Below are 22,805 nucleotides of genomic sequence, written 5' to 3'. Positions count from 1 at the left end.
GGTCACTTCCCGGCGGTGATGAGGTCGGCGGGGACGGCGTCGGTCACCGCGGCGTGGTACTCGACGGAGTCGCCCGTCAGCTGGATGAAGGCCTCCTCGAGCGAGCCGCGCTGCGGGCTCAGCTCGTGCAGCACGATCCCCTTGGCGGCGGCGAGCTCACCGATGTCGGCGGTCTCCATGCCGGAGACCACGAGGCTGTCGCTCTCGTCGCGGACGGTCGCGCCCTGCTGACCCAGCGCGGAACGCAGCAGCGCGAGCTGCGGGCTGCGCACCAGCACGGTGCTTTCCGTGGCCTGCGCGACGAACTCCTCGGTGCTGCACTGCGCGATCAGCTTGCCGCGGCCGATGACCACGAGCTCCTGCGCGGTGAGCGCCATCTCCGACAGCAGGTGGCTGGACACGAAGACCGTGCGGCCCTCGTCCGCGAGCCGGTGCATGAACCGGCGGATCCAGAGGATGCCCTCCGGGTCCAGGCCGTTGACCGGCTCGTCGAACAGCAACACCTCCGGGTCGCCGAGCAGCGCGGCGGCGATGCCGAGGCGCTGGCTCATGCCGAGCGAGAACCCGCCGGCGCGGCGGTTCGCGACGTCGGTGAGGCCGACCAGCTCGAGCACGTCGTCGACGCGGCTCGCCGGCAGCTTGTTGGACTTGGCGAGCCAGCGCAGGTGGGCGCGGGCCGACCGGTTCGGGTGCACCCACTTGGCGTCGAGCAGCGCGCCGATCTTCCGCAGCGGCTGGTGCAGCTGCCGGTATTTCTGGCCGTCGATGCGGACGTCGCCGCCGGTCGGCGCGTCCAGACCGAGAATCATCCGCATCGTGGTGGACTTCCCGGCGCCGTTGGGGCCGAGGAAGCCGGTGACCCGGCCCGGCTGAACGGTGAACGACAGGTTGTCGACGGCTAACGTTTTTCCGTACCGCTTGCTGAGGCCGACTGCCTCAATCATGGTCTTCTCCCTGGAATGTCCGTGTGGTCCCCGTGAAGCAAAATCCTGGCGGTACACGGTGTCTTCGCACGTCCACCTGAGGTCGCCAGTTCAGGTCAACTTCTGGGACTAGGCTCTATCAACCCAAAGGTGGGCGACTCCGGTATCCACCCTGAGGGAACCCTGAATCATCGACCCTGAGATCACACTCAGAACGGACTTCACGCCTCGCCTGGCCGCACGAGGCCGGTCTCGTAGGCCAGCACGACCGCCTGCACCCGGTCCCGGAGTTCCAGTTTGGACAGCACCCGGCCGACATGGGTCTTCACCGTGGCCTCGGACAGGAAGAGCTTCCGCGCGATCTCGGTGTTGGAGAGGCCCTGCGCGATCAGCAGGAGCACCTCGCGCTCCCGTTCGGTCAGCACGTCGAGCACGGCCGCGTCCCGCAGGTCGCCGCCGCCCGAGCCGAGGAAGCGGTCCAGCAGGCGGCGCGTCACGCTCGGCGAGACGACGGCGTCGCCGCTGGCCACCGACCGCAGAGCGGCCACCAGCTGCACCGACGGCGTGTCCTTCAGCAGGAAGCCGCTCGCGCCGTTGCGCAGCGCGGAGAGCGCGTACTCGTCGAGGTCGAACGTGGTCATCACGAGCACCTTCGCGAGTCCCCGTTCGGTGATCAGCTTCGTGGCCTCGACGCCGTCGAGCACGGGCATGCGCACGTCCATGAGCACGACGTCCGGGCGCTGCTCCTCGGCCAGCCGCACGGCCTCCTCGCCGTTGCCGGCCTCGCCGACGATCACCATGCCGTCCTGCGCGCCGAGCACCATGCGGAAGCCGGCACGCATCAGCTCCTGGTCGTCGACGAGCACCACCCTGATCACGTAGCCCAAACTATCGCCTCACGAGTTCCCGATGGGCAGGATCGCGTTTACCTGCCAGCCCCCGCTTGCCCTCGGGCCGGCCTCGAGCGTGCCGCCGAACACCAGCGCGCGCTCCCGCATGCCGATCAACCCGTTGCCGCCGGACACCCCGACGAGCGTGCCGGTCGCCCGGTGCCCGTTGTCCACAATGGACAATTGAACCCGCTCGCCGTCGCGTTCGACGCGGACGGCGGCGGAGCTGCCGGGGCCGGCGTGCTTGAGCGAGTTCGTGAGGGCCTCCTGCACGATCCGGTAGATGCCGAGCCCCACGCCGGCGGGCAGGTCGTCGATGTTGCCGACGATGTCGAGCTGGACGGGCAGGCCGACCGTCCGCACCCGCTCGGCGAGGTCGGACAGCGACTGGGTCCCCGGCTGCGGGGTGCGTTCGCCGTCCGCCTGCTCGCTGCGCAGCACGCCGAGCAGGCGGCGCAGCTCGGTGAGCGCCTCGCGGCCGGTGCTGGAGATGGTCTTGACCGCGCGCTCGGCCAGTTCTGGCTGGGTGTGCACGGCGTAGGCGGCGCCGTCCGCCTGCACGACCATCACGCTGACCGCGTGTGCCACGACGTCGTGCAGCTCGCGGGCGATCCGTGCCCGCTCCTCCGCGACCGCGATCCGCGCCTGCTGGTCGCGTTCGGTCTCCAGCAGCCGCAGCCGCTGCTCCACTTCGGCGTTGTAGGCGCGGCGGGCGCCGTTGAACTCGCCGAGCGCCCAGGAGAACGCGACCGACAGGTTGATCACGATCAGGGAGACGACCCACTCTTCCGGGTGCTGCCACGGTGTCTGGATGAGCGCGATGACCTCACCCACCGCGAGGTACAGCAGCGCCGCCCGGCGGCTGACGTACGCGACCAGCGTGTACAGCGCGACGCACTGGGTGATCATGCTCGCGACGCCGATCATCAACAGTGAGTGCGGTATCCCGACGGCGAGCGTCAGGTATGCGGCGATGATCGGGTGCCGGCGCCGGAACACGAGCGGGACGACCACGCCGGCGATCACCGGCAGTGTGACGTACCAGACCGCCGGCCTCGGCTCGGTCTGCGGTTCGACGACCCTGGCGATGAGGAGCAGCAGGTCGAACGAGGCGATGAGGGCGGCGAGCAGCGTGTCGCCGACCATCGGGTGTGCCTTCATCCACAGGCTGAACCGCCGCACGACCAGAGCGTAGGCACTCCGGCGCCGGACCGGCGTCACGCTGCGGTCTGATCATCACTACGCCCTGGGGTTGACCGGCCCGATACTTTGTATCAAGGGGGTGATACAAAATGGCGGACTGGCTCGAGCGGACCGTCGTCTACGTCGCCGTCGTCACCGCGGTTTTCCTCGCCCTGTGGCCGACGTCGCACAGCGGCAAGCGGCTCCTGCGGACCTGGGGCATCCCGGACCCTCGGCCGGACCAGGTCGACGAGGCCATTCGCTACCTGCGCAGGCGACGCCTGCTCGCGGTCGGCTTGTTCGTGGTCAGCGGTCTGGTCGCCGGGGCGGTGCTCCGCTCGGACGCGCCCGGCGTGGGGATCTGCGTGCCGCTGCTGGTCGCCATGCTGATCGCCGAACTGGTCGCCACCGTCCGGCCGGCGAGTGGGGTGCGGGTCGCCCTGCTCACCCGGCGCGAGTGGCGGGACCTGGTGCCCCGCTGGGCGATCCCGACCATGGCGGTGCTGGTCGTGCTGACCACGGGACTGGCCGTGTCCGGCCTGGTCATCGAGCCACCGGCGGGGCGGTACGCGAACATCGGCATGACGTCGTGGACGGCGCTCGGGTACGTCGTCGCGTGCGTGACGCTGGTGGGCCTGCTCGTCCACCTCGCGGTGCGCCGGCCGTCGGTCGCGGACGAGGAGGTGGACGCCACCCTGCGGGCACGGACCGCCCGGGTCGCGATCGGGCTGGGGTTCGGATGGCTCGGCGCCTCGGCGCAGCTCGCCGGCCAGCGGTACAGCGTGGTCAACATCGCCGAACCCGAGCACCCGCCTGCGGACTGGTTCGGCGACATCGCGCAGGCCGCCGGTGTGATCGCGTTCGCCGTCTCGATCGTCTGCTGGCTGTGGGTGGCGGTGCCCAGCCGCCGCTCGCTCGCACGCAAGGGGTGATGGCAGTGCCCTGGTGGCTGACGAACGTCGTGCTCCCCGTCGGCGTCCTGCTCGTCGTCATGTGGCCCACCGAGCGGACCGGTTTCCGGCTGCTGCGGGACTGGGGCGTCCCGGAACCGCGGCCCGACCAGGTAGACGAGGCGGTCCGTTACCTGTGGCAACGCCGGATCCTCTACGCGGTGCTCTTCGTGGTCGTACCACCGCTCGTCGACCGGGTGCTGTGGCACGACGCGGGCCAGCCGGTCCTCAAGATCTTCATGCCGCTGCTCGTGGCCATGCTCGTCGCCGAGGTGGTCGCCACCGTCCGGCCGGTCAGCGGTGTCCGGGTCGCCTCGCTGGACCCCCGTGGCTGGCGTGACCTCGTGCCCCGCTGGGCGGTGGTCGTCGCGGGGGTGCTGGTGGTGCTCACCGTGACGTGGTCGGTCGCCGGTCTCGTGGCGCGACCGTGGGCGGACCGGTTCGCCGCCGCGTTGCCACCGAACGACGAGATGTCCCCAGCGACCGGCTGGCTCGCGCGCGGCTTCGCCGCCGCGGCCGTCGCGCTGATGGTGCTGCTGGTCCACCTCGCCGTGCGTCGGCCCTCGGTCGCCGACGCGGCGGTCGACGCGGCCCTGCGCACCAGGACCGCACGGGTCGCGGTCGGTATCGGCATCGGCTGGCTCGGGCTCGCGGTGGCGCAGGCGGCCGACCGGGTCCGGTTCCTCCTCAACCTGGGGCCGCGCGAGCCCGGCCTCCCGGCGTGGTTCGTCAGCTGGTTCGGCTCGGCCAGCCAGGCCGTCGGCGTGGTCGCGGTGCTCGGCGCGGTCGTGTGCTGGATCTGGGTCGCCAACCCGACCCACCGGGCGCTCACCGCGGCGAGACGGTGACCGCGCCCCGTGTCGTCGTCGACCCCGGCAGCGGGGTCGCGCCGTGGCGGCAGGTGCGGGACCAACTGCTGCGGCTCATCCGCACCGGGGTGCTGCCGGTCGGCAGCCGGTTGCCCACGATCCGCCAGCTGGCCGGGGACCTCGGCCTCGCCCCCGGCACGATCGCGCGGGTCTACCGGGAACTGGAGGCGAGCGGCCTGCTGCGGACCGGGCGCCGGCAGGGCACGGTCGTCGCCGCGGTGCCGCCCGCCCCGCGTCCCTCCGCTCTGTCCGCCGCGCTCGCCGAGGCGGCGACCGCGTACGCCGCCCGTGCCGCCGAGCTGGGCGTCGACCCGCACACCGCGGCCGCCGCCGTGCACGCGGCGTGGCCGCCGGATCAGTAGGACCTGACCCCGATCGCCGGGCCAGCATGGCACGATCAGCGGTGCATGAATCACGAATAAGGGGTGAGATGACGACGGTGACCGATCAGCCGCAGCAGCACCTGGCCGGTCCGTTGTCGGCCGCTGTGGCCAACCTGTGCACGCGGCTGCAACCGCAGGTTTCCGCACGCACGGCCGCCGGGTTCCGCGAGGTGTTGCGCCGGTTGTCCGCACCCCTGCAGGTCGCGGTCGCAGGGCGCATCAAGTCCGGCAAGTCCACGCTGGTCAACGCGTTGATCGGGCGTCGGGTCGCGCCGACGGACGTCGGTGAGTGCACCCGCCTGGTCACCCGCTTCCAGTACGGCACCGTCGACCGCGTCGAGATCGTGTTCGACGACGGCCGCAAGCAGGTGCTGCCGTTCTCCGCCGACGGCATGATCCCCAACGACCTCGAGGTCGACTTCGACAAGGTGTCGCACCTGGAGGCGTACCTGACCAACGCCGTCCTGCGGGACCTCACGGTCATCGACACGCCCGGCCTCGGCTCGCTCGACGCGGCCTCGGTCAAGCGCACCGAGCAGCTTCTCGGCGCCGCCAAGCACCGCGCGCCAGAAGACGATGAGGAGAACGCCGAGGAGGGCGGCGACGAGCTCGACGACACCTCCCGCAACGCCGTCGCCGGTGCGGAGGCCGTGCTCTACGTCGTGACCCAGGGCGTGCGTGCCGACGACCAGCAGGCGCTGGCCGCGTTCACCGCCGCCACCGCGAGCCGCGAGGCCGGTCCGGTCAACGCCATCGCCGTGCTGAACAAGGCCGACACGATCGCCGCGGAGTCCGTGTCCGGTTCGGACGGCGACGTGTGGAAGGCCGCGAGCCTGCTCGCCGAGAAGCAGGCGGCCACGCTCAAGCCACGCGTCGCGGACGTCATCCCGGTCATCGGCCTGATCGCCGAGTCGGCCGAGACCGGAAACTTCACCTCGGCCGACGCCGACGCGCTACGCTCCCTGTCCAAACTGGACGACGCGACCTGGGAAACCATGCTGATGTCCGCGGACATCTTCACCACCTGGGACTGCGAGGTGGCGGAGGGCACCAGGATGCGCCTGCTGGAGAAGCTGGACCTCTTCGGCATCCGCACTGGCGTCGACGCCCTGCGCCGCGACCCCGAGCTGACCGCAGGCGCACTGCGCAGGACGCTGCTGAACGCCTCGGGTCTCGCGGGTGTCCGCGGCCGGCTCGACGCGGTGTTCCGCGCCAGGGCGGACGGCATCAAGGCGGCCGCCGCGCTCGCGTCGGTCACCGCGCTTGCCCACGCCTCCGGCGACCCGGGGGAGCGGCAGCGGGTCCACGACGCCATCGAGGTGCTGCTGGCCAAGCCGGAAGCACACCAGCTGCGGCTGCTCGAAGCGCTCACGCTCGTCACGTCCGGCGCGGTCGCCATGCCAGAGGACCTCGCCGAGGAGGTGCTCCGGGTGGGCAGCAGCGCCGACATCGGCGAGCAGCTCGGCATGAAGGGCAGACCGGCGAAGGAGCTGTCCGCCTACGCCCTCGAGCGGGCCGGGTGGTGGCGGTCGTTCGCGTCGTTCGGCGCGACCCCAGCTCAAAGCCGCGTCGCGCACGTCGTGCACCGCGCGTACTTCCTTATCTGGCAACAGCTTCGCGAACAGGCGGGATGAGGCACATGGCATCGTGGTTCAAGCGCCGTGACACGGCGGAGCCGGACGAGTCGACCATCGAGGTGAACGCCCACGTCATCGCCAACGCGATCCGCGCGGCCGAGCACCAACCGCAGCAGCAGGTCGGTCCGCAGGCCGGGATCGCCGCCGACGGCGTGGTAGCCGGCGGGGACTTCACCGAGCCGGACGCGCAGCCGCCGAACGGGCTCGACCAGGTCCTCGCGGAACGCAAGTCCCTGGTGCAGCTGTGCCTCTACGCGCTCGACCGGGCCAAGAGCCCCGGCGTCGTCGAACGCCTCGAGGAAGGTCTCGCCGGCGTCGGCGTCTCCGCGATCCGCCCGGACGGCGCACGGTTCGACCCCGCGCACCACGAGGCCGGCGGCACGGTCGCCACCGCCGACGAGACGCTCGACGGCGTGGTGGCCGAGACGGAGGTGGTCGGCTTCGCGGACCGGGGTGAGGTGCTGCGGGCGCCGATCGTGACCGTCTACAGCAAGAGTGCATCGTGAGTGCGCCGGCCCAGCCGAAGCCATCGTTACCTCAGCAGGTCAAGGCGACTCGCGAGAAGCTGCTGACCCTGCTCAAGGAGATCAACCCCGACTCGGCCCGCTGGGTCGAGGAGTTCCGCGCCAAGCGCAAGGGCACGCCGTCCGCGGTGGTGGTCGGGGAGACCAACCGGGGCAAGAGCTCGCTCGTCAACGCGCTCATCGGCCAACCTGGACTGTCCCCTGTGGACGCCGAGGTGGCCACCGCGACCTACCTGATGTTCGGGCACGCCGAGGAGTGGACGGCCCGCGCCTGTTACCCGGGCCAGCTCGCACCCGTGCCGGTGGAGCTTGCCGAGCTGGTCAGCTGGGTGTCCGCGGCCCACGAGCTGCCGGCCGGCCAGCTGCCGCCGAGGTACGTGGAGATCGACGGCCCGGCCGAGCTCCTCCAGAAGGTGTCCATTGTGGATACCCCGGGGGTCGGCGGCCTCGACTCGATGCACGGCGAGCTGGCAAGGGAGGCCGCCGCGTCCGCGACCGCTCTGCTGTTCGTGGTCGACGCGTCCGCGCCGTTCACCATCGGCGAGCTGAACTTCCTCGCGACCGTCGGCGAGAACGTCGAGACCGTGGTGTTCGCGCTGTCCAAGGTGGACCAGTACCGCGGCTGGCGGCAGGTGCTCGAGGCGGACCAGGCGCTGCTGGCCGAGCACGCGCCCCGGTTCGCCGGCGCCACGTTCCACCCCGTCTCCGCCCGCATGTACGAGATGGCCGCGAAGGCGCCCAACCCGGAGGCCGCGGCCATGCTGCGGGACCGGTCGGGTGTCGAGGAGCTGCGGACGGCACTCACCGGCCTGCTCGACGGCCGTTCGGTCATGCTCGGCGAGGCCAACACCATGCGTGCGCTGGCCACGGCGCTCGACGAGCTGAACGTCCGGCTCGAGGCCGAGAAACGCGCGCTGTCCACCGGCGAGGACGAGGCCGAGAAGCTCCGCGTCCGCAAGGAGGAGCTGACCACCGAGCGGCGCTCGTCCACCAAGGGCTGGCAGGTGCGGATGCGCACCGAGATCCAGCGCACCCGCGTCGAGAACAACCACGAGGTCGCCCGGCAGATGCGGGACGTGCAGTCGTGGTTCCGCCAGGCGATCGACGCCGCGGACAAGGACATGTTGCGGGGGATGCCGCAGCAGGTCGACGCCGCGCTGCAGATGGTGTCCGGCCGGATCAGCCAGTCGGTGGCCTGGAGGCTGAACCAGGTGGCCGAGGTCGTGCTCGGTGAGCTGTTCACGACCGACGAGGTCGCGGTGATCCGCGCCCAGTTCGCGAAGTCGAACACGCCCATCGTCGTGCGGCAGGCCGAGAAGCGCCCGCCGAGCACCGAGGACCAGCTGCTCGTGTTCATGGGTGTGACCGGTGGGTTCAGCGCCGGCAAGCTGGCGACCGCACCGTTGATCGGCCTGATCGGCGGGCCGATCCTGCTGGTGCCGACGATCGCGATCGCGCTCGGCGCGGGGTGGTGGCTGTCCAAGACACGCAAGCACTCCGCCGACAAGACCCACATGAAGCAGTGGCTCGGCGAAGCCATCGCCGACGCGCGCTCCACTGTGGACCAGCTGGTGGCCGAGCAGCTCATCGCAGCTGAGCAGCAACTCGCTCTTTCACTCGACGAGGCCCTCGGTAAGAGAATTGCGGGTATCGAAGAGGAGCTGCGTGAGGTAGACAAGGCACTGCGCCTGGACACCGCCGAACGGACGAAGCGCCTCAACCTGGTGAACAAGCGCCTGGCCGACGTGACCGCCGGCCGAGACCGGGCCGAGAAGCTGCTGGCGAGCATCCGATCGGTCCGGGACCGCGCGTGAAAACCCATGGAACCGACCGGGCTCACCATGAGTCCTACCTGCCACAAGACCACTTGAAGGGGGCACCCCGTGTACGTGGACGACGACACCTCGACCGACACCACCGACACCACCACTGACGACACGACCGAGGACACCGCCGGTCAGGACGACCTGACGGTCGAGATCGACGGCGAGGAGTACGCCGCCGAGGAGAACTACGACTACGACGGTGACGGTCAGAACGACACCGCGGTGGTGGAGACCGAGGACGGTTACCTCGCGTTCGCGGACACGGACGGTGACGGCACCGCGGACGTCGCGGTCGAGTACGACGCGGACGGTAACGTCGTCGGGGGCGCGGAGTACGACGAGTCGACCGGCGAGTGGGCCGCCGAGGACGTGGAGAGCCTGCCGACGCCGACGGGTGACGGCGCTGACGGAGCCGATGGGTCCGGCACCGACAGCACCGACGCGACGGACACCACCGACGACTCGACCACCGAGACCTCCGGCGACGGCGAGAGCATGTCCGTCGACCTGCCGGGTGAGGACGTGGAGGCGGGTCCGCCCACGTACGACACGGACGGTGACGGCACGAACGACACCTCCGTGGTGACCGATTCGGACGGCACGACCTACGCGTTCACCGACGTGGACGGCGACGGCGCGGCCGACCAGGCGGTCGTCATCGAGTCGGACGGCGACGTCACCGTGGCCGAGCACACCGGTGACGACGAGTGGACCACCACCGAGACCGGCCACATCGACGAGCAGGGCAACTACGAGTCCGACAGCACCTCGTCCTCGGCCTCTTCTGACGCCGTCTGGGCACAGGGGTGACCTGTACCACTTAGGCACCTAACGCAACATCAACCGATCCCGGTGGGCGCTCTGCCTGCCGGGATCGGTTTCTGTGCGGTAGACCACTCGTACGTCTGGGTGCTGAATCGATACCTAAATCGGTCTTGTGGCCCACCCGACACGCCAGTTCTCGTTTACCTGCGTGTCGCCCGGTTAACCTCAGAGGCATCCCCCAGCGAGGTCCCGTCCAAGCCACGGACGGGTGCTTCGCCGTTTGTACACCCAGGACGTCGTTGTCCGGATATCGGACGAAGGCGTCCTAGATGCATTCGGCGGCGTCCAGTCAGGAGATGAAGCGAAGATGACGGCAGTGGCAATCCCAGGAGTGGACCACGCACCGACTACCCACCATGGGCTTCTTTCCTGGGTCCGGGAGGTGGCCGAGCTCACCACCCCGGACGAGGTGGTTTGGGTCGAGGGCTCCGACCAGGAGTGGACCCGCCTGACCGATCAGCTCGTCGAGGCGGGCACCTTCACGCGGTTGAAGAAGAAGCCGAACTCGTTCTGGGCCGCGTCGGATCCTGACGATGTCGCACGCGTCGAGCAGCGCACGTTCATCTGCTCGGTCGACCCGGCCGACGCCGGCCCGACGAACAACTGGGTGGCGCCTGCCGAGATGAAGGCCACCATGACCGAGCTGTACCGCGGCTCGATGCGGGGCAGGACGATGTACGTCATCCCGTTCTGCATGGGCCCGCTCACCGCGGAGAAACCCATGCTGGGTCTGCAGCTCACCGACTCGGCGTACGTCGTGGTCTCGATGAAGATCATGACTCGGATGGGGACCAAGGCGCTCGAGCAGTTCATCGCACCGGACGGCACCGAACGCGAGTTCGTGCCGGCGCTGCACTCCGTCGGTGCCCCGCTCGAGCCGGGCGAGGACGACGTGCCGTGGCCGTGCAACACGGAGAAGTACATCTCGCAGTTCCCTGAGACCCGCGAGATCTGGAGCTACGGCTCCGGCTACGGCGGCAACGCGTTGCTGGGCAAGAAGTGCTACTCGCTGCGGATCGCCTCTGTGCAGGGCCGCGACGAGGGCTGGCTCGCCGAGCACATGCTGATCCTCAAGCTGATCTCGCCCGAGAACAAGGTCTACTACGTCGCGGCGGCCTTCCCGAGCGCGTGTGGCAAGACCAACCTGGCGATGCTGCAGCCGACCATTCCCGGCTGGAAGGTCGAGACGCTGGGCGACGACATCGCGTGGATGCGGTTCGGCGAGGACGGCCGGCTGTACGCGGTGAACCCGGAGGCCGGCTTCTTCGGCGTCGCGCCGGGCACCGACTACCACACCAACCCCAACGCGATGCGCACGATCGAGAAGGGCAACTCGATCTTCACGAACGTCGCCCTCACCGACGACGGCGACATCTGGTGGGAGGGCATGGGCGAGCCGCCCGCGCACCTGACGTCGTGGAAGAAGCAGGACTGGACCCCGTCGTCGGACGAACCGTCCTCGCACCCGAACTCGCGGTACTGCACGCCGATGTCGCAGTGCCCGATCCTGGCGCCGGAGTGGGACGACCCGAAGGGCGTGCCGATCTCGGCGATCTTCTTCGGTGGCCGGCGCGCCGACACCATCCCGCTCGTGACCGAGTCGCGGGACTGGCAGCACGGCACGTTCATGGGTGCCACGCTCTCGTCGGAGACCACGGCCGCCGCGAAGGGCAAGGTCGGCGTCGTCCGGCGCGACCCGATGGCCATGCTGCCGTTCATCGGCTACCACGCGGGTGACTACTTCCAGCACTGGATCGACACCGGCAAGCGCGCCGACGCGGACAAGCTGCCGAAGATCTTCTACGTGAACTGGTTCCGTCGCGGCGACGACAAGCGGTTCCTGTGGCCGGGCTTCGGCGAGAACTCGCGGGTGCTGAAGTGGGCCGTCGAGCGGCTGGAAGGCAAGGCAGCCGCGGTGGAGACGCCGATCGGCTATGTCCCGACCGCCGGCGACCTGGACCTCGACGGGCTGGACGCGCCGACGGCGGACATCGAGGCGGCACTCGAGGTCAACGCTGACGAGTGGCGTGCCGAGCTTCCGCTGATCGAGGAGTGGTTCGAGAAGATCGGCGAGAAGCTGCCGACGCTGCTGCGCGCCGAGCTGGAAACGCTCAGGACCCGGCTGGCCGAGTAGTCGTTACTGAGAACGAGCGGGGATCACCTGTCAGAGTGGTCCCCGCTTCGTTTGTCCACAACCTGTGGATAACCCTGTGCACAGCCCACTGATCCGGACCCCGTTTCTGACCAGGCGCAATGCCGGCGACACCCGTCGGACACGGAGATGTCATCCGCCGGACACGCAGTTTGTCCACAAGCCTCCGATCGGGTGATCGCTAGGGTTTGCGCCCTACCGCGGCGTAGCCGATCGACCGTTCCGGTGTGGTGGTGTCATCGAGCGACCCCGGCCGCCATTCAGACAGCCACACGACCCCAGGCTCCACCAGCTCCGTGCCGGCCATGAACGCGGCGACATCCTCACGGGTGCGCCCGCCGCCGGGAGTGCTGGTGCTGTTGTACATCTTCCAGCCGTCCTGCGAGCGTTGCAGATCGACCTTCGCCGCGTGGGAGAGCACGAGGTAGCTCCCCGACGCCATGGCGTCGACGTACCGGGCGACGGCGGCTCCCGGGTTCGCCGAGTCCGGCACGAAGTGCAGCACGGCCGCCATCAGCACGGCTATCGGCTGGTCGAAGTCCAGCAGCCGTCGCACGGGTTCGGCCCCGAGCACGCCGTCCACGTCGAGGAGGTTCCCCTGCGCGGCGCCGGCGTACTCGTTGCCATCGAGGATGAGGAGGCTGTGCGCGACGGCCACGGGCTCGCTGTCCACATAGACGACCCGGGAGTCGGGCACCTCTTTCTGGGCGATCTCGTGCACGTTCCCGACCGTGGGGATGCCGGAGCCGATGTCGAGGAACTGGCGGATGCCCTGGTCGACGCAGAAGCGGACGGCTCGGCGCAGGAACGCGCGGTTGCGTCGGGCCACCTCTCTCGCCTCGGGGATGGTCGAGAGGAGCTTCTCGGCGAAGACCCGGTCGTGCTCGAAGTTGCACGCCCCGCCGAGGAGGTAGTCGTAAACCCGTGCGGCGCTTGGTTGGTCCAGGTCAACGGTGGCCGGCGCCCAGTCCGGCAAAGAGTCCGACATGTGGCCACATTACGGGTGGTTTTTCACCGTCGAAGATCGAGTCGCCACGTCTGTCCGGTGAGCTCCTGGCCGAAGCGCTGGGCCTTGTCCTCCTCCACCAACTCGAAACCGGCCCGCTGGTAGATCCGCCGTGCCGGGGCCAGCACGGACACGGTCCACAGCTCCATCGCGTGGTAGCCCGCCGACCGCGCGAACTGGATGCACTCGTCGACCAGCGTCGAGCCGACCCCGGCGCCACGCGCGCTCGGCTCGACGTGCAGCAGCCGCAGCTTGGCAGTGGTCTCGTCCTTGCGTACGCAGAAGATCGCGCCAACCCGCTCGCCGTTCAGTTCCGCGATCCACGCCCGTTCGCGCTCCGGATCGTGCTTGTCCAGGTAGTCGGCCACGATCTGTGCGACCAGTGCCTCGTAGGAGGAGTCGAACCCGTGCTCGGCCGCGTACAGCGCGGCTTCCCGCTCGATCACCCAGCCGTAGTCGCCGGGCTCCGGCGACCGCAGTGGCACGTCCGGCCTGGTGTCGGGCCGGTCGATCCGCCTGCGGATGAGCTCCATGGCTTCCAACAGGCGGACCTGTTCCTCGTCGTTCAGGTCGGCGAGCAGGTCGCGGATCAGCCCGACGGACTTGGTGTCGAGCACGCGGAACGAGTCGTAGCCCTTGTTGGTCAACCGAACGACCTGCCGACGGGCGTCGGAGCGCGACCGTTCACGTCGCACGAGACCATTGTCCGCGAACCGAGTGAGCAGGCGGCTCAGATATCCGGCGTCCAGGCCGGCCGCCTGCCGCAGCGCCGTCACCTCGATCTCGTTCTGCTGCCCCAACTCGTACAGAACCCTTGCCTCAGTCAACGAAAATGGCGTGTTGAGTAAGTGCTCGTTGAGTGCGCCAAGGAACCTCGTGTAGCTGCGGTTGAACGCTCTAACTGCGGCGATCCGATCGGCAGCGATGTCGACGACCATGACAACCCCGTTTCCCGTGAAACAATTCCTTGACTAAGTCAAAGAGTATGCCAGGGCGGCGGCGCCGTACAACCCCGCCGCGGTGCCGAGTTCGGCCGGCTCGACCCGCAACCCCCGCAGGTACGACAGCCGGGCGTGCGTGGCAAGCGTGGCCCGCACGGGCTCGAACAGCAGGTCCCCGGTCTGGGCGACGCCCCCACCGACGACCGCGAGGTCGAGGTCGCACACCGCGGCGGTCGCCACGATCGCGAGCGCGACGGCCTGCCCACACCGCTGGAACGCCTCCCGAGCTACGGGATCGTCAGCCCGAGCGGACTCGGCCAACGCCCGCGCGTCAGCGCCGACCCAACCGCGTGCCAGCGCCCACCGAACGAGGTTGGGTCCACTGGCGACGGTCTCCGCACAGCCACGGCCGCCACAGGTACAAGGCTCCCCGTCCGGCTCGACGACCACGTGACCGACATGGCCGGCGTTGCCGGTGCGCCCGGCGAACGGCCGCCCGTCGAGCACGAGCCCACCGCCGATCCCGGTGGAGACGACCATCCCGAGCATGGCGTCCGACCCACGCCCGGCACCGACCCAGTGCTCCCCGAGAGCCATACACACCGCGTCGCCGGCAAGCGCCACGGGCGCACCCACCAGTTCCTTGACGTGGTCGACGAGCGGGAAGTCCCGCCAGGCCGGGATATTGATCGGTGAGACGGTGCCGGCCACGGTGTCGATGGGCCCCGCACACCCGATCCCCACACCCGCCACAGTGCCGACGTCCAACTCGGCGACCACCTCGCACAGCGACGAGAGCGGATCCGAGCCAGTGGGTCGCGAGGTGTGCCGCAGCAAGGTCCCAGCAGCGTCGACGAGGCCGCCAGCGATCTTGGTGCCGCCGATGTCCAGAGCAAGCATGGAGCAATCCTGAACGGCACCCCTGACCGCTTCACCAGCGGGATCGCCAACGGTGTGGCGCAGTCGTTGGCCTCCGGCCCCCGGTTCCACTCTCTCACGGAGGACCGACATTTTCGGGGCCGGCGGCGGGGAGGCTGTGGACAACCCAGACCATTACCGACCCGCCGATCGCTGGCTCGTCGCCGACGAACCGAACATCCCCCCGACGGCCGCGTCGTCGAACCGCTGCCGGATCGGACGGGCCGGGTTGCCGCCAACGATCGCGCGAGATACCGCGCGCCGACATCGCTCAACCTCACGCGCTGTCGACGCCACCTACACGGGAAGCGATCGCCGAGGTGGGCCCGGAGCTCGCGAGAGGCTCCAGGCACCGGATGCAGGTCCGACCAGGCGATTGTGGACAGCTCCCGGTTCATCACCTAGAACTGTCGGTGATCCCGACTATGCTGGTGTTCGGGGGGCCGACGGCCGCCCTCACGCCAGCCGCGAGGCGGCGGCGTATGCCATGCGCGGGGCGATTGCCGTGGCCGGCCGGCATGTCACGTGAAGGCCCGCGCTCTCCGAGAGGTGTCGCCCCACCCGGCCTGACGGTTGTGGACAGCTCCCCGTTCGTCGCCCGGAACTGTCGGTGGTGGCGACTACGCTGGTGATCGGGGGGCCGGCGGCCGCCCACGCGCCGGATTCCTAGTGCCGGTGCGTGTTGTCGGGCTGGCTCGGATCGCCTGGATGTTCAAATCCCGGCGCCAGTCGCACCCGCTCCGCGATCTGCAGGTCCAGCCACGCGGTGAACGCCCGTCGCCGCGCCGAGGCCGCCAGCCACCCGCCGATCGCCTTCATGTCGAGGGGCAGCATCCGCGCCGGCCGCACCTCCTCCACCACGAACGTGTGCGTCCCCAGTGGATCCCGCACCGGCCCGACCGTTTCCCCTGCCGCCGCAGCGAAAACCGCGTCCTCCGCCGGCCCGGTCAGCTCGCCGCGCCGCAGCACCCGCCGCCCAGCCGCATCCCGAATCACCCGCTCCTCCGGCACGCTGAACCGCTCCGGGTTGCGTCGGTAGAAGTCCTCGACCGCGGAAGGTGGCACGCTCACATCCGCGGTCACCGTAACGAACACCGCTCGTGCCAAGGGATTTCGGGTCAGCAGGTCGGCCGCGACGCTCCCCAGCGTCAGCATGGCGGCCCGGTCGGGTGCCAGTTCGGACAGCGCTGGCGCCCCAGCCTCGTCGAGCCCGCGGCGGGCGGCCTCGGCCGCCACCAACCGTTCGGCGACGAGCACCTGCACGAGCCACCGCCGCAGCTGCCGCCCCTCACTCGTCCGTTCCCGCGGCAGGGTCGGCGCCACCGGTCCGGCACGTAGACCCGCCTCCCGGGCATCCACATCGGACACATCGACCGGGGCGCCGGCCACCCATGCCACGGCCGTCACGGTGTCACCACCAGCGGCACCGCCGGCGAGTACAGCAACCGGCCCGCGCCGGCCACCCGGATCAGCGCCCACCAGCTGCCCGGCGCCACCCACTCCGGCACGGTCACGTCGAACGCCAACTCCACCTCCCCGTGCGCCGGCACCTCCGCGCCGACCGCGCGCGGGCCGACGAAATCCCACGTCCCCCACGGGCTGACCACCGCGGCCTCCAGCGCGAGCGGCGCTCCCGCCTCCGACGCCACCCGCACCGCGAGCCGTCCGCTTTCCCCGCGTGCCAACCGAACCGGCTCCGGGTCCGCCGACAGCCGGAGCAGGTTTCCGCGCTCGAACGCCGCACCGACCGACAGCACCGCGACGTCCTCGACCACCTGCCGCCAGCTCGGCGGTACCTCTCCGACCAGCTCCGCGCGCACCCGCACCGGATACCGCCCCGGCTCCGCGCCGGCTGGCGCGGTCACCGTGACCTCGCCGCGAAGGTGACCACCCGGCGGCAACCCGAACGGCAGTTCCGCCGGCTCGGCCACCCACCCGTCCGGCAGGGCCAAGCGAACGAAGCCATGCAGATCCATATCGGTGGCGTCCGAGGCGACGGACACCGTCAGCGTGTCGTCGGCGGTCACGTCGGCATGCACCGCGATCGGCAGCCCGCCCAGTGGCGCCGGACCCCGGTTGTGCAGCCAGTACTTGGCGTACAAGGGCTGGGCCGGCTCCGCCTCCGGGCCAAGTGTCCCACCCTCCACAACGGACCACTTGGCGGCGGGCCGCGCGAGGACCGTGACCGCGTCGCAGCCGGCAACCGTGATCTCCCCGGTCAGCGGCGCGCCGGGTTCTTCGAGCAGGTTCGCCGAGGTGAGCTCGGACAGCGTGACCACATCCGACGACAGCGTCGCCGTGACGGGTGCGCCCGTGTGCGCGACCAGCCGCACCGCAAGGCTTTCGCGTGGGTCGGCGGTTGCGGCGGAGCCGCTGGTCAGCGGGTTGCCGGCCGCCTTCACCGCGGCGAGTCGCACACGGGTGGCCAGCTCGGCGAACAGCAGCGAACCCTGTGCCGGCAGGCCGCGCGTGCCACCGTCCTCGGTCACCACCGCGTGAAGAGGGCGGCTGAACTCCGCGCTGTTGTCGGCGATCTCGGCTGCCCGCCAGTCGCCGTCGCCCGCGGCGATCGCGTACCGGAACTCGTGGGTCCAGTGCTGCAGCTGGAAGTTCGACCCGTCCGGCACCGTGCGGCGCGGCGGGTCGATCCACACCCCCGACGGCCATCCCGTGCACGACCGCAACAGCGACGCGTGCAACGTGCCGGCCGTGTCGACGGCGAAGCCCGGCAGGCCACGGTTGAGCAGCGCGACGGTCCGCCCGGCGTACTGCTCCTGGCCAGGCGATCCCGCACCGACGTCGATGACGTGGTCCGCGAGATCGTCCACAATGGACTTGACCTGGTCTGCCGGGACGATCAACACCCCGAGTGCACGCGCGTCCCGCAGGTCGGCGCTGGGCTGCCACACCTCGTCGAGCGGCTTCTCCGGCGGCACCCAGAACACGCCGTCGCCGCTGATCCCGGACCGTGTCAACACTTCCGCCGTGAACGAGTTGACCTCCGGCCCGCCGATGGCGATCCGCACGTCCGGCAGGTTCGAGTCGACGCCGAGATCGCCGTACCGTGACCCGGCAGCACTGCTCACGGTCGACGTCACCCCGGAACGCGCCAGCGCGACGGCCAGTTCTCGTGCCAGCGGCGCCGCTTCGGCCTCCGTCGGCACGATGATCTCCGCGACGCCGATGGGTCGTAAAGCGCCGTCGGCCAGTCTGAGCGACGCGGCCGCGGACAGCCCGAACCAGGTGTGCGCCGGGTTGTCGAGCGTCCTCGGGTGCTGCGCCGAGTCGACGTCGATCAGCCCGAAACCCCGTCCCACCACGGCGTTCCCGACTTCGCTGACCGGCAGGGCACCCGGCACCGCGCACGGCCAGCGCACGCGCAGCAGCTGGTCGGATCCGGTGAACTCGTCGATGGTCGTGGTGCAGTCCACCCGGTCCACGCCGTGCCACAACGTGATCGTCTGCGTGTAGCGAACCGAACCGACCTGCCCCTTCGCGATGATCCGCTCGCCGACCGGGCTCCGCTCGACGGTCACGTCGGCCGGCGCCGTGGCGGACGTGCTCACCGGGCCCTTGGGCAGCAGGTGCCACGGGCCCTCGCCGAACGTCGGATGCTGGTGGTACTCCTCGTACACGGCCAGCTCGTTGCCGACCGCGCCCGGCGTGATCAGCTCCCGCCCGGTGCTCAGCTCGACAAGGCTGCGCACCCCGCCGCCACTGTCGGGGTCGACGGCCACCTGGAACTGGTCGCTGGTCGCGATCCCACCGTCGACCGCGACCCAGCCCTGGTCCGCGCCGGCGCTCTCGGTGAGCCGGAACACCCGCCACCCCAACGGCGGCACATCCTCGGCCAGGAAGGTGACCGTGCCGTGGTCGACGAGCGCGGGGAGTTCGGCTCCGGTGTCGTCGGTGACCGTGACGCCCGTCGTCGGGAGCCGCACGGTGACCGTGTCGGTGCGCGCGTGGTTGAGCGGATTCCAGACCACAACGGGCTTTCCGGTGCCCTCCGGCAGTGTGACCAGCGTCGACAGCACGGTCAGCGCGCGCTCGCGGATGCCGACCGCCAGGTCGTGCGCGTCCCGCCAGCTGGTGACGAGGTCGAGGTAGACCTGGTCGGACTCGGAACCGGTGATCGCGTCATGGTGGGCGCCGTACGCGAGCTGGACCCACGCCTTGGCGAGCGCGGCGTCCGGATAGTCCGCGCCTGCGAGGATCGTGGCGAACGCGGCGAACGGCTCCGCCTCCAGCACGGCGGCTTCGGCAGCGCGTTGGGCCTGCTTGGTGTCGATGTAGGAGACGTCCTTGCCGGTGTAGATCGGGTTCATGTCCCTGGTCTGCGGCGTCGGAGCCACTCCGCGCTCGGCGAGCTCTGCCCGTACGGCGGCGAAGAAGTCCTTCGGCAGTGAGCAGACGAACCGTGGCCACACATACCGCCGCGCCCAGTCCTTGTGCAGCTCGGTGATCCACTTGTTGGGTGGCGTGTAGTCCCCGCCGACCGGCAGGAGCACGTGCCTGGCGATCGTCACCTTCTTCAGGTCGAGGAAGAGCTGGTAGGCGGCCTCGGCGGCGTCGTGGAGCGTGGGTGCCTTGTCGAACGCCCAGCCGGAGCCGTAGTGGTCGGTCATGTAGGCGGTCAACAACCCGCGCCCCGACGGCGAGATCCATTCGAACTCGCTGGAGAACTGCATCCGCGTCGGGTCGCCCCGGCCCGCCGCGGTCTTCTCCATCGGCCCCCACTGGTGGAACGGGCCGCGGGCCCAGGAACTGGAGGTGAGGCCGGCGTCGGCGGCGAGGCCGGGGAAAGCCGGGTCGTGCCCGAAGGCGTCCAGCTGCCAGGCGGTGTCGGGTCGTGCGCCGAACACGTCGCGCTGGAAACCAATGCCGTGAACGAAGTTGCGGACGGTCGTCTCGGGGTCGGTGAGGTTGGTGTTCGGCTCGTTGTAGGTGCCACCCATGACCTCGACGCGGCCTTCGTCGATGAGCCTTGTGAGGACGGCACGGTCCTGCGGGTAGGTGTCCCAGTAGGGCTTGAGGTAGTCGACCTCGGCGAGCACGAACCGGTAGTCCGGTTCCGCCAGCGCCAGGTCGAGGTGTGCTCGGACCAGGTCGAATCCGGCGAGCTGGCGGGCGCCGCGGTGCGAGCCGGGGAAGTCGAGCTCGTCCCAGGCCACGGTGTAGGCAGCCTGGGTGTTCCACCAGACCGGGTCGTAATGAAAGTGGGAGATCAGGTGCATGGTCCAGCCCGGTTCCGCGACCGTCAGCTCGAAGTCAGTCGTATTGCCGTCAATGACGACTCTCGCCGGCAGCACGGTGCCGGGTGTCGCACCGTGGGTATCCACCCCGACCTCGGCCCGGCCGGTGCCCACGACGGGCTCGGGGGTGTCGATGTTCGGTCCCTCGACGTGCACGCGCGCGGTCGTGGTCGCGTCCCAGGAAACCCGGACAACCTGAAGCGGAGCCGTGTCCGAGCCGACGAACAGCTCGGTCGACTCCACGGAGACAACACCCATGTCTCGCACTGTGCTTGCTAGATCAAGAACACACAACCCAGCGAAAGGATCTTGTCCGGCAGTGGACAGCTCGGCGCCGACACGCCGTAGGGGTTTCTCACTCAATATCGGGATCCTGCTAGAAAGCCGGATACGGTCTGATGGTGGACCCGGTGCGCAACCCGTTCGCCCCCGGCGCAGGTCAGCGTCCGCCCGAGCTTGCCGGGCGGGAGAAGGAGATCGCGGCCTTCGACGTCGTACTGGAACGGGTCGCGCGGGGCCGGCCGGAACGCAGCCTGGTGCTGACGGGCCTGCGGGGCGTCGGAAAAACGGTGCTACTTGGCGAACTCCGGTCCATGGCCGTCCGCCGTGGTTGGGGCGCCGGCAAGATCGAGGCCCGGCCGGACGCCGGACTCCGCCGCCCGCTGTCCGCCGCACTGCACCGGGCCGTGCGTGACCTGGCCGTACGGCACCGCGCACCGGACCGCGTCGAGCACGTCCTCGGTGTGCTGAAGGCGTTCGCGCTACGGGCGAGCCCGAGCGACTCGAAGCTGCGGGACCGGTGGCAGCCCGGCATCGACGTGCCTCCCACCCAGGGACGCGCCGACTCCGGGGACATCGAGATCGACCTGGTGGAGCTGTTCACCGATGTGGCCGAGTTGGCTCAGGACGTCGGCACCGGGGTCTCGCTGCTGATCGACGAGATGCAGGACGTCATGGCCGACGACATCTCGGCGTTGTGCGCGGCCTGCCATGAGCTTTCGCAGTCGGGTGCGCCGTTCGTCGTGGTGGGCGCCGGTCTGCCGCACCTGCCGGCCGTGCTGTCGGCGTCGAAGTCGTACTCCGAGCGCCTGTTCCGATACGTACGTATCGACCGGCTCGACCGTGCCGACGCCGACCAGGCCGTCGTGGTCCCGGTCGCCCGCGAGGACGCGAACATCACCGACGAGGCACTGGACGCGCTGTACGACGCGGCGGGCGGCTACCCGTACTTCATACAGGCGTATGCCAAAGCGGCCTGGGACGCGGCCCCGAGCAACCCCATCACGGCCGAGGACGTCGGTGTGGCCGCCCCCGAGGCGGAGGCCGAGCTGGCGGTGGGCTTCTTCGGCTCCCGCTACGAACGCGCCACCCCCGCCGAACGCGAGTACCTGCGCGCCATGGCGGAACTGACGAAGGGCAAGACCGACGAGGGCGCCGCGACCGCGGACATCGCCGGCCACCTGGGCCGCAAGCCGTCGTCCCTGTCCCCGGCGCGCGACAGCCTCATCAAGAAGGGCCTGATCTTCTCGGCCGAACGAGGCCGGATCGCCTTCACGGTGCCGCACTTCGGCCGGTACCTGAGGGCGCATGCCGGGGAATGAGGCGGCCCGGATCCGCCCGGGTGCCAGGACGGTCGTGACGTGGATGATTCCGTCCCCGATCTCGGGCTCGCGTGCCCGTCAAGTGTCGCGTACGGGACCTCCGCGGTACGTTCGTGACTGTGCCACTGACCACTGACAGCGCCTTCGCCGAGCGCATCCGGGCCTCGCTCGAGGAGGACCTCGCCCACACCCGTGCTCGCATCGCGGGACTGGAGCACGCGCTGTCGGACTTCGCGCACGCGGCGCGCGAGAGCGCCAGCGAGGACGACCACGACGAGGACTCGGCGTCGATGGCGATCGAGCGGTCCCAGACCTCCACCCTCCTCGACTCCGCCCGCGACCACCAGGACGAGATCACGAGCGCCCTGAAGCGGCTCGACGCCGGGACGTACGGGATCTGCGAGAACTGCGGCCAGCCGATCGCACCCGAGCGGCTCGAGGCGCGACCCATCGCCCGCCTGTGCATCCGGTGCGCGTCCTCACGCCACTGAGAGCCCCGAGAGAGCGGCCCGCCGGAGTCAGGTACCGCCCTCGAAGGCGATCCTGATCGCGGCCAGCACGGCGCGGTCCGGGTCCAGGTACCGCCCGCCGCGCGGAGACGCGGTGCCGTCCTGCCCGACGTCGTACACGATCGGCTGCGCGGTCGGGAGGTTGAGTTCTTCGAGCTCGGCGTCGCCGAGGTCGTCGACGATCGCGCACAGGGCGCGCAACGAATTGCCGTGCCCCACCACGAGCACGTTCTGGCCCGCCCGGAGACGGTCGAGCAGCAAGCCCTGCCAGAGCGGTCCCACCCGCACCACCACGTCGTGGAGGGACTCGCCCTCGCCGGGCGCGGCGGGCCGCGGCCCCGCCGGCTCGGCGGCGTCCCCGACGTCCGTACCGCGCTCGACGAACTCGACCGCCGCACGCTGCTCCTGCGGCATCGG

General features: G+C 70.2%; 19 protein-coding genes. 10 read left to right on the top strand and 9 right to left on the bottom strand.

The features are described 5' to 3' along the window. Nucleotides 1-2 precede the first annotated feature (2 nt). The 3 genes from VF106_RS42555 to VF106_RS42545 form a co-directional block, all read right to left on the bottom strand. Nucleotides 3-944 carry an ABC transporter ATP-binding protein gene (locus tag VF106_RS42555; protein ID WP_330845723.1) on the bottom strand — a complete coding sequence of 314 codons (942 nt, stop codon included), beginning with the start codon at nucleotides 942-944 and terminating at the stop codon, nucleotides 3-5. 200 nt (nucleotides 945-1,144) lie between these two features. Further along, the gene (locus VF106_RS42550) at nucleotides 1,145-1,801 is read right to left on the bottom strand and encodes a response regulator (RefSeq protein WP_330845722.1); all 657 of its coding nucleotides are present in this window, start codon (nucleotides 1,799-1,801) and stop codon (nucleotides 1,145-1,147) included. Nucleotides 1,802-1,819: 18 nt separating this feature from the next. Beyond that, nucleotides 1,820-2,974 (bottom strand): sensor histidine kinase, encoded by a 1,155-nt coding sequence (locus VF106_RS42545; protein WP_422653105.1) that lies wholly within the window; start codon nucleotides 2,972-2,974, stop codon nucleotides 1,820-1,822. 131 nt (nucleotides 2,975-3,105) lie between these two features. Here VF106_RS42545 and VF106_RS42540 point away from each other — a divergent pair, with 131 nt between their 5' ends. The 8 genes from VF106_RS42540 to VF106_RS42505 all read left to right on the top strand — a co-directional run bounded on the left by VF106_RS42540 (nucleotide 3,106) and on the right by VF106_RS42505 (nucleotide 12,143). Then, nucleotides 3,106-3,927 (top strand): hypothetical protein, encoded by an 822-nt coding sequence (locus VF106_RS42540; RefSeq protein WP_330845721.1) that lies wholly within the window; start codon nucleotides 3,106-3,108, stop codon nucleotides 3,925-3,927. Then, nucleotides 3,927-4,793, top strand: a complete 867-nt coding sequence (locus VF106_RS42535) for a hypothetical protein (protein WP_330845720.1) — start codon at nucleotides 3,927-3,929, stop codon at nucleotides 4,791-4,793. The genes VF106_RS42540 and VF106_RS42535 overlap by 1 nt, the downstream gene beginning before the upstream one ends. Next, complete coding sequence (locus tag VF106_RS42530; RefSeq protein WP_330845719.1) at nucleotides 4,790-5,176, top strand: GntR family transcriptional regulator; 387 nt, start codon at nucleotides 4,790-4,792, stop codon at nucleotides 5,174-5,176. Before VF106_RS42535 ends, VF106_RS42530 begins: the two co-directional genes overlap by 4 nt. A gap of 68 nt (nucleotides 5,177-5,244) precedes the next feature. Then, nucleotides 5,245-6,831 carry a dynamin family protein gene (locus VF106_RS42525; RefSeq protein WP_330845718.1) on the top strand — a complete coding sequence of 529 codons (1,587 nt, stop codon included), beginning with the start codon at nucleotides 5,245-5,247 and terminating at the stop codon, nucleotides 6,829-6,831. A gap of 5 nt (nucleotides 6,832-6,836) precedes the next feature. After that, nucleotides 6,837-7,340, top strand: coding sequence for a nucleotide exchange factor GrpE (gene grpE, locus VF106_RS42520; protein WP_330845717.1), 504 nt, complete (start codon nucleotides 6,837-6,839; stop codon nucleotides 7,338-7,340). Then, nucleotides 7,337-9,172 (top strand): dynamin family protein, encoded by a 1,836-nt coding sequence (locus VF106_RS42515; RefSeq protein WP_330845716.1) that lies wholly within the window; start codon nucleotides 7,337-7,339, stop codon nucleotides 9,170-9,172. Before grpE ends, VF106_RS42515 begins: the two co-directional genes overlap by 4 nt. A gap of 69 nt (nucleotides 9,173-9,241) precedes the next feature. Next, nucleotides 9,242-9,994: a DUF6802 family protein gene (locus VF106_RS42510; protein WP_330845715.1), complete on the top strand. Its 753-nt coding sequence runs from the start codon at nucleotides 9,242-9,244 to the stop codon at nucleotides 9,992-9,994. Between the two features lie 322 nt (nucleotides 9,995-10,316). Continuing rightward, nucleotides 10,317-12,143, top strand: a complete 1,827-nt coding sequence (locus VF106_RS42505; RefSeq protein ID WP_330845714.1) for a phosphoenolpyruvate carboxykinase (GTP) — start codon at nucleotides 10,317-10,319, stop codon at nucleotides 12,141-12,143. A gap of 199 nt (nucleotides 12,144-12,342) precedes the next feature. On the opposite strand, the gene VF106_RS42500 is transcribed toward VF106_RS42505, so the two are convergent. From VF106_RS42500 to VF106_RS42480, 5 genes are all read right to left on the bottom strand, one after another. Further along, complete coding sequence (locus tag VF106_RS42500) at nucleotides 12,343-13,149, bottom strand: SAM-dependent methyltransferase (protein ID WP_330845713.1); 807 nt, start codon at nucleotides 13,147-13,149, stop codon at nucleotides 12,343-12,345. A gap of 23 nt (nucleotides 13,150-13,172) precedes the next feature. Then, complete coding sequence (locus VF106_RS42495) at nucleotides 13,173-14,105, bottom strand: bifunctional helix-turn-helix transcriptional regulator/GNAT family N-acetyltransferase (protein ID WP_330845712.1); 933 nt, start codon at nucleotides 14,103-14,105, stop codon at nucleotides 13,173-13,175. Between the two features lie 33 nt (nucleotides 14,106-14,138). Then, nucleotides 14,139-15,008, bottom strand: coding sequence for an ROK family protein (locus VF106_RS42490; protein WP_330845711.1), 870 nt, complete (start codon nucleotides 15,006-15,008; stop codon nucleotides 14,139-14,141). Nucleotides 15,009-15,692: 684 nt separating this feature from the next. Then, complete coding sequence (locus VF106_RS42485) at nucleotides 15,693-16,433, bottom strand: DUF7158 domain-containing protein (protein WP_330845709.1); 741 nt, start codon at nucleotides 16,431-16,433, stop codon at nucleotides 15,693-15,695. Then, nucleotides 16,430-20,536 carry a glycoside hydrolase family 38 N-terminal domain-containing protein gene (locus VF106_RS42480; RefSeq protein ID WP_330845708.1) on the bottom strand — a complete coding sequence of 1,369 codons (4,107 nt, stop codon included), beginning with the start codon at nucleotides 20,534-20,536 and terminating at the stop codon, nucleotides 16,430-16,432. Before VF106_RS42480 ends, VF106_RS42485 begins: the two co-directional genes overlap by 4 nt. Before the next feature lie 143 nt (nucleotides 20,537-20,679). Between VF106_RS42480 and VF106_RS42475 the strand changes: the two genes are divergently transcribed. Further along, the gene (locus tag VF106_RS42475; protein WP_330845707.1) at nucleotides 20,680-21,879 is read left to right on the top strand and encodes a DUF8462 domain-containing protein; all 1,200 of its coding nucleotides are present in this window, start codon (nucleotides 20,680-20,682) and stop codon (nucleotides 21,877-21,879) included. A 119-nt stretch (nucleotides 21,880-21,998) separates the two neighbouring features. Next, a complete protein-coding gene (locus VF106_RS42470) occupies nucleotides 21,999-22,370 on the top strand; it encodes a TraR/DksA family transcriptional regulator (protein ID WP_330845706.1) in 372 nt (123 codons plus the stop codon). 27 nt (nucleotides 22,371-22,397) lie between these two features. On the opposite strand, the gene VF106_RS42465 is transcribed toward VF106_RS42470, so the two are convergent. Beyond that, nucleotides 22,398-22,805: histidine phosphatase family protein (locus VF106_RS42465; protein WP_330845705.1), on the bottom strand; the 408-nt coding region annotated here is incomplete at its 5' end.

The sequence above is a fragment of the Actinophytocola sp. genome, from assembly GCF_036378875.1.
Classification (GTDB): Bacteria; Actinomycetota; Actinomycetes; order Mycobacteriales; family Pseudonocardiaceae; genus Actinophytocola.
Note: the sequence above shows the minus strand (reverse complement) of the source record. Positions and strands in the feature narration are given on the sequence as shown.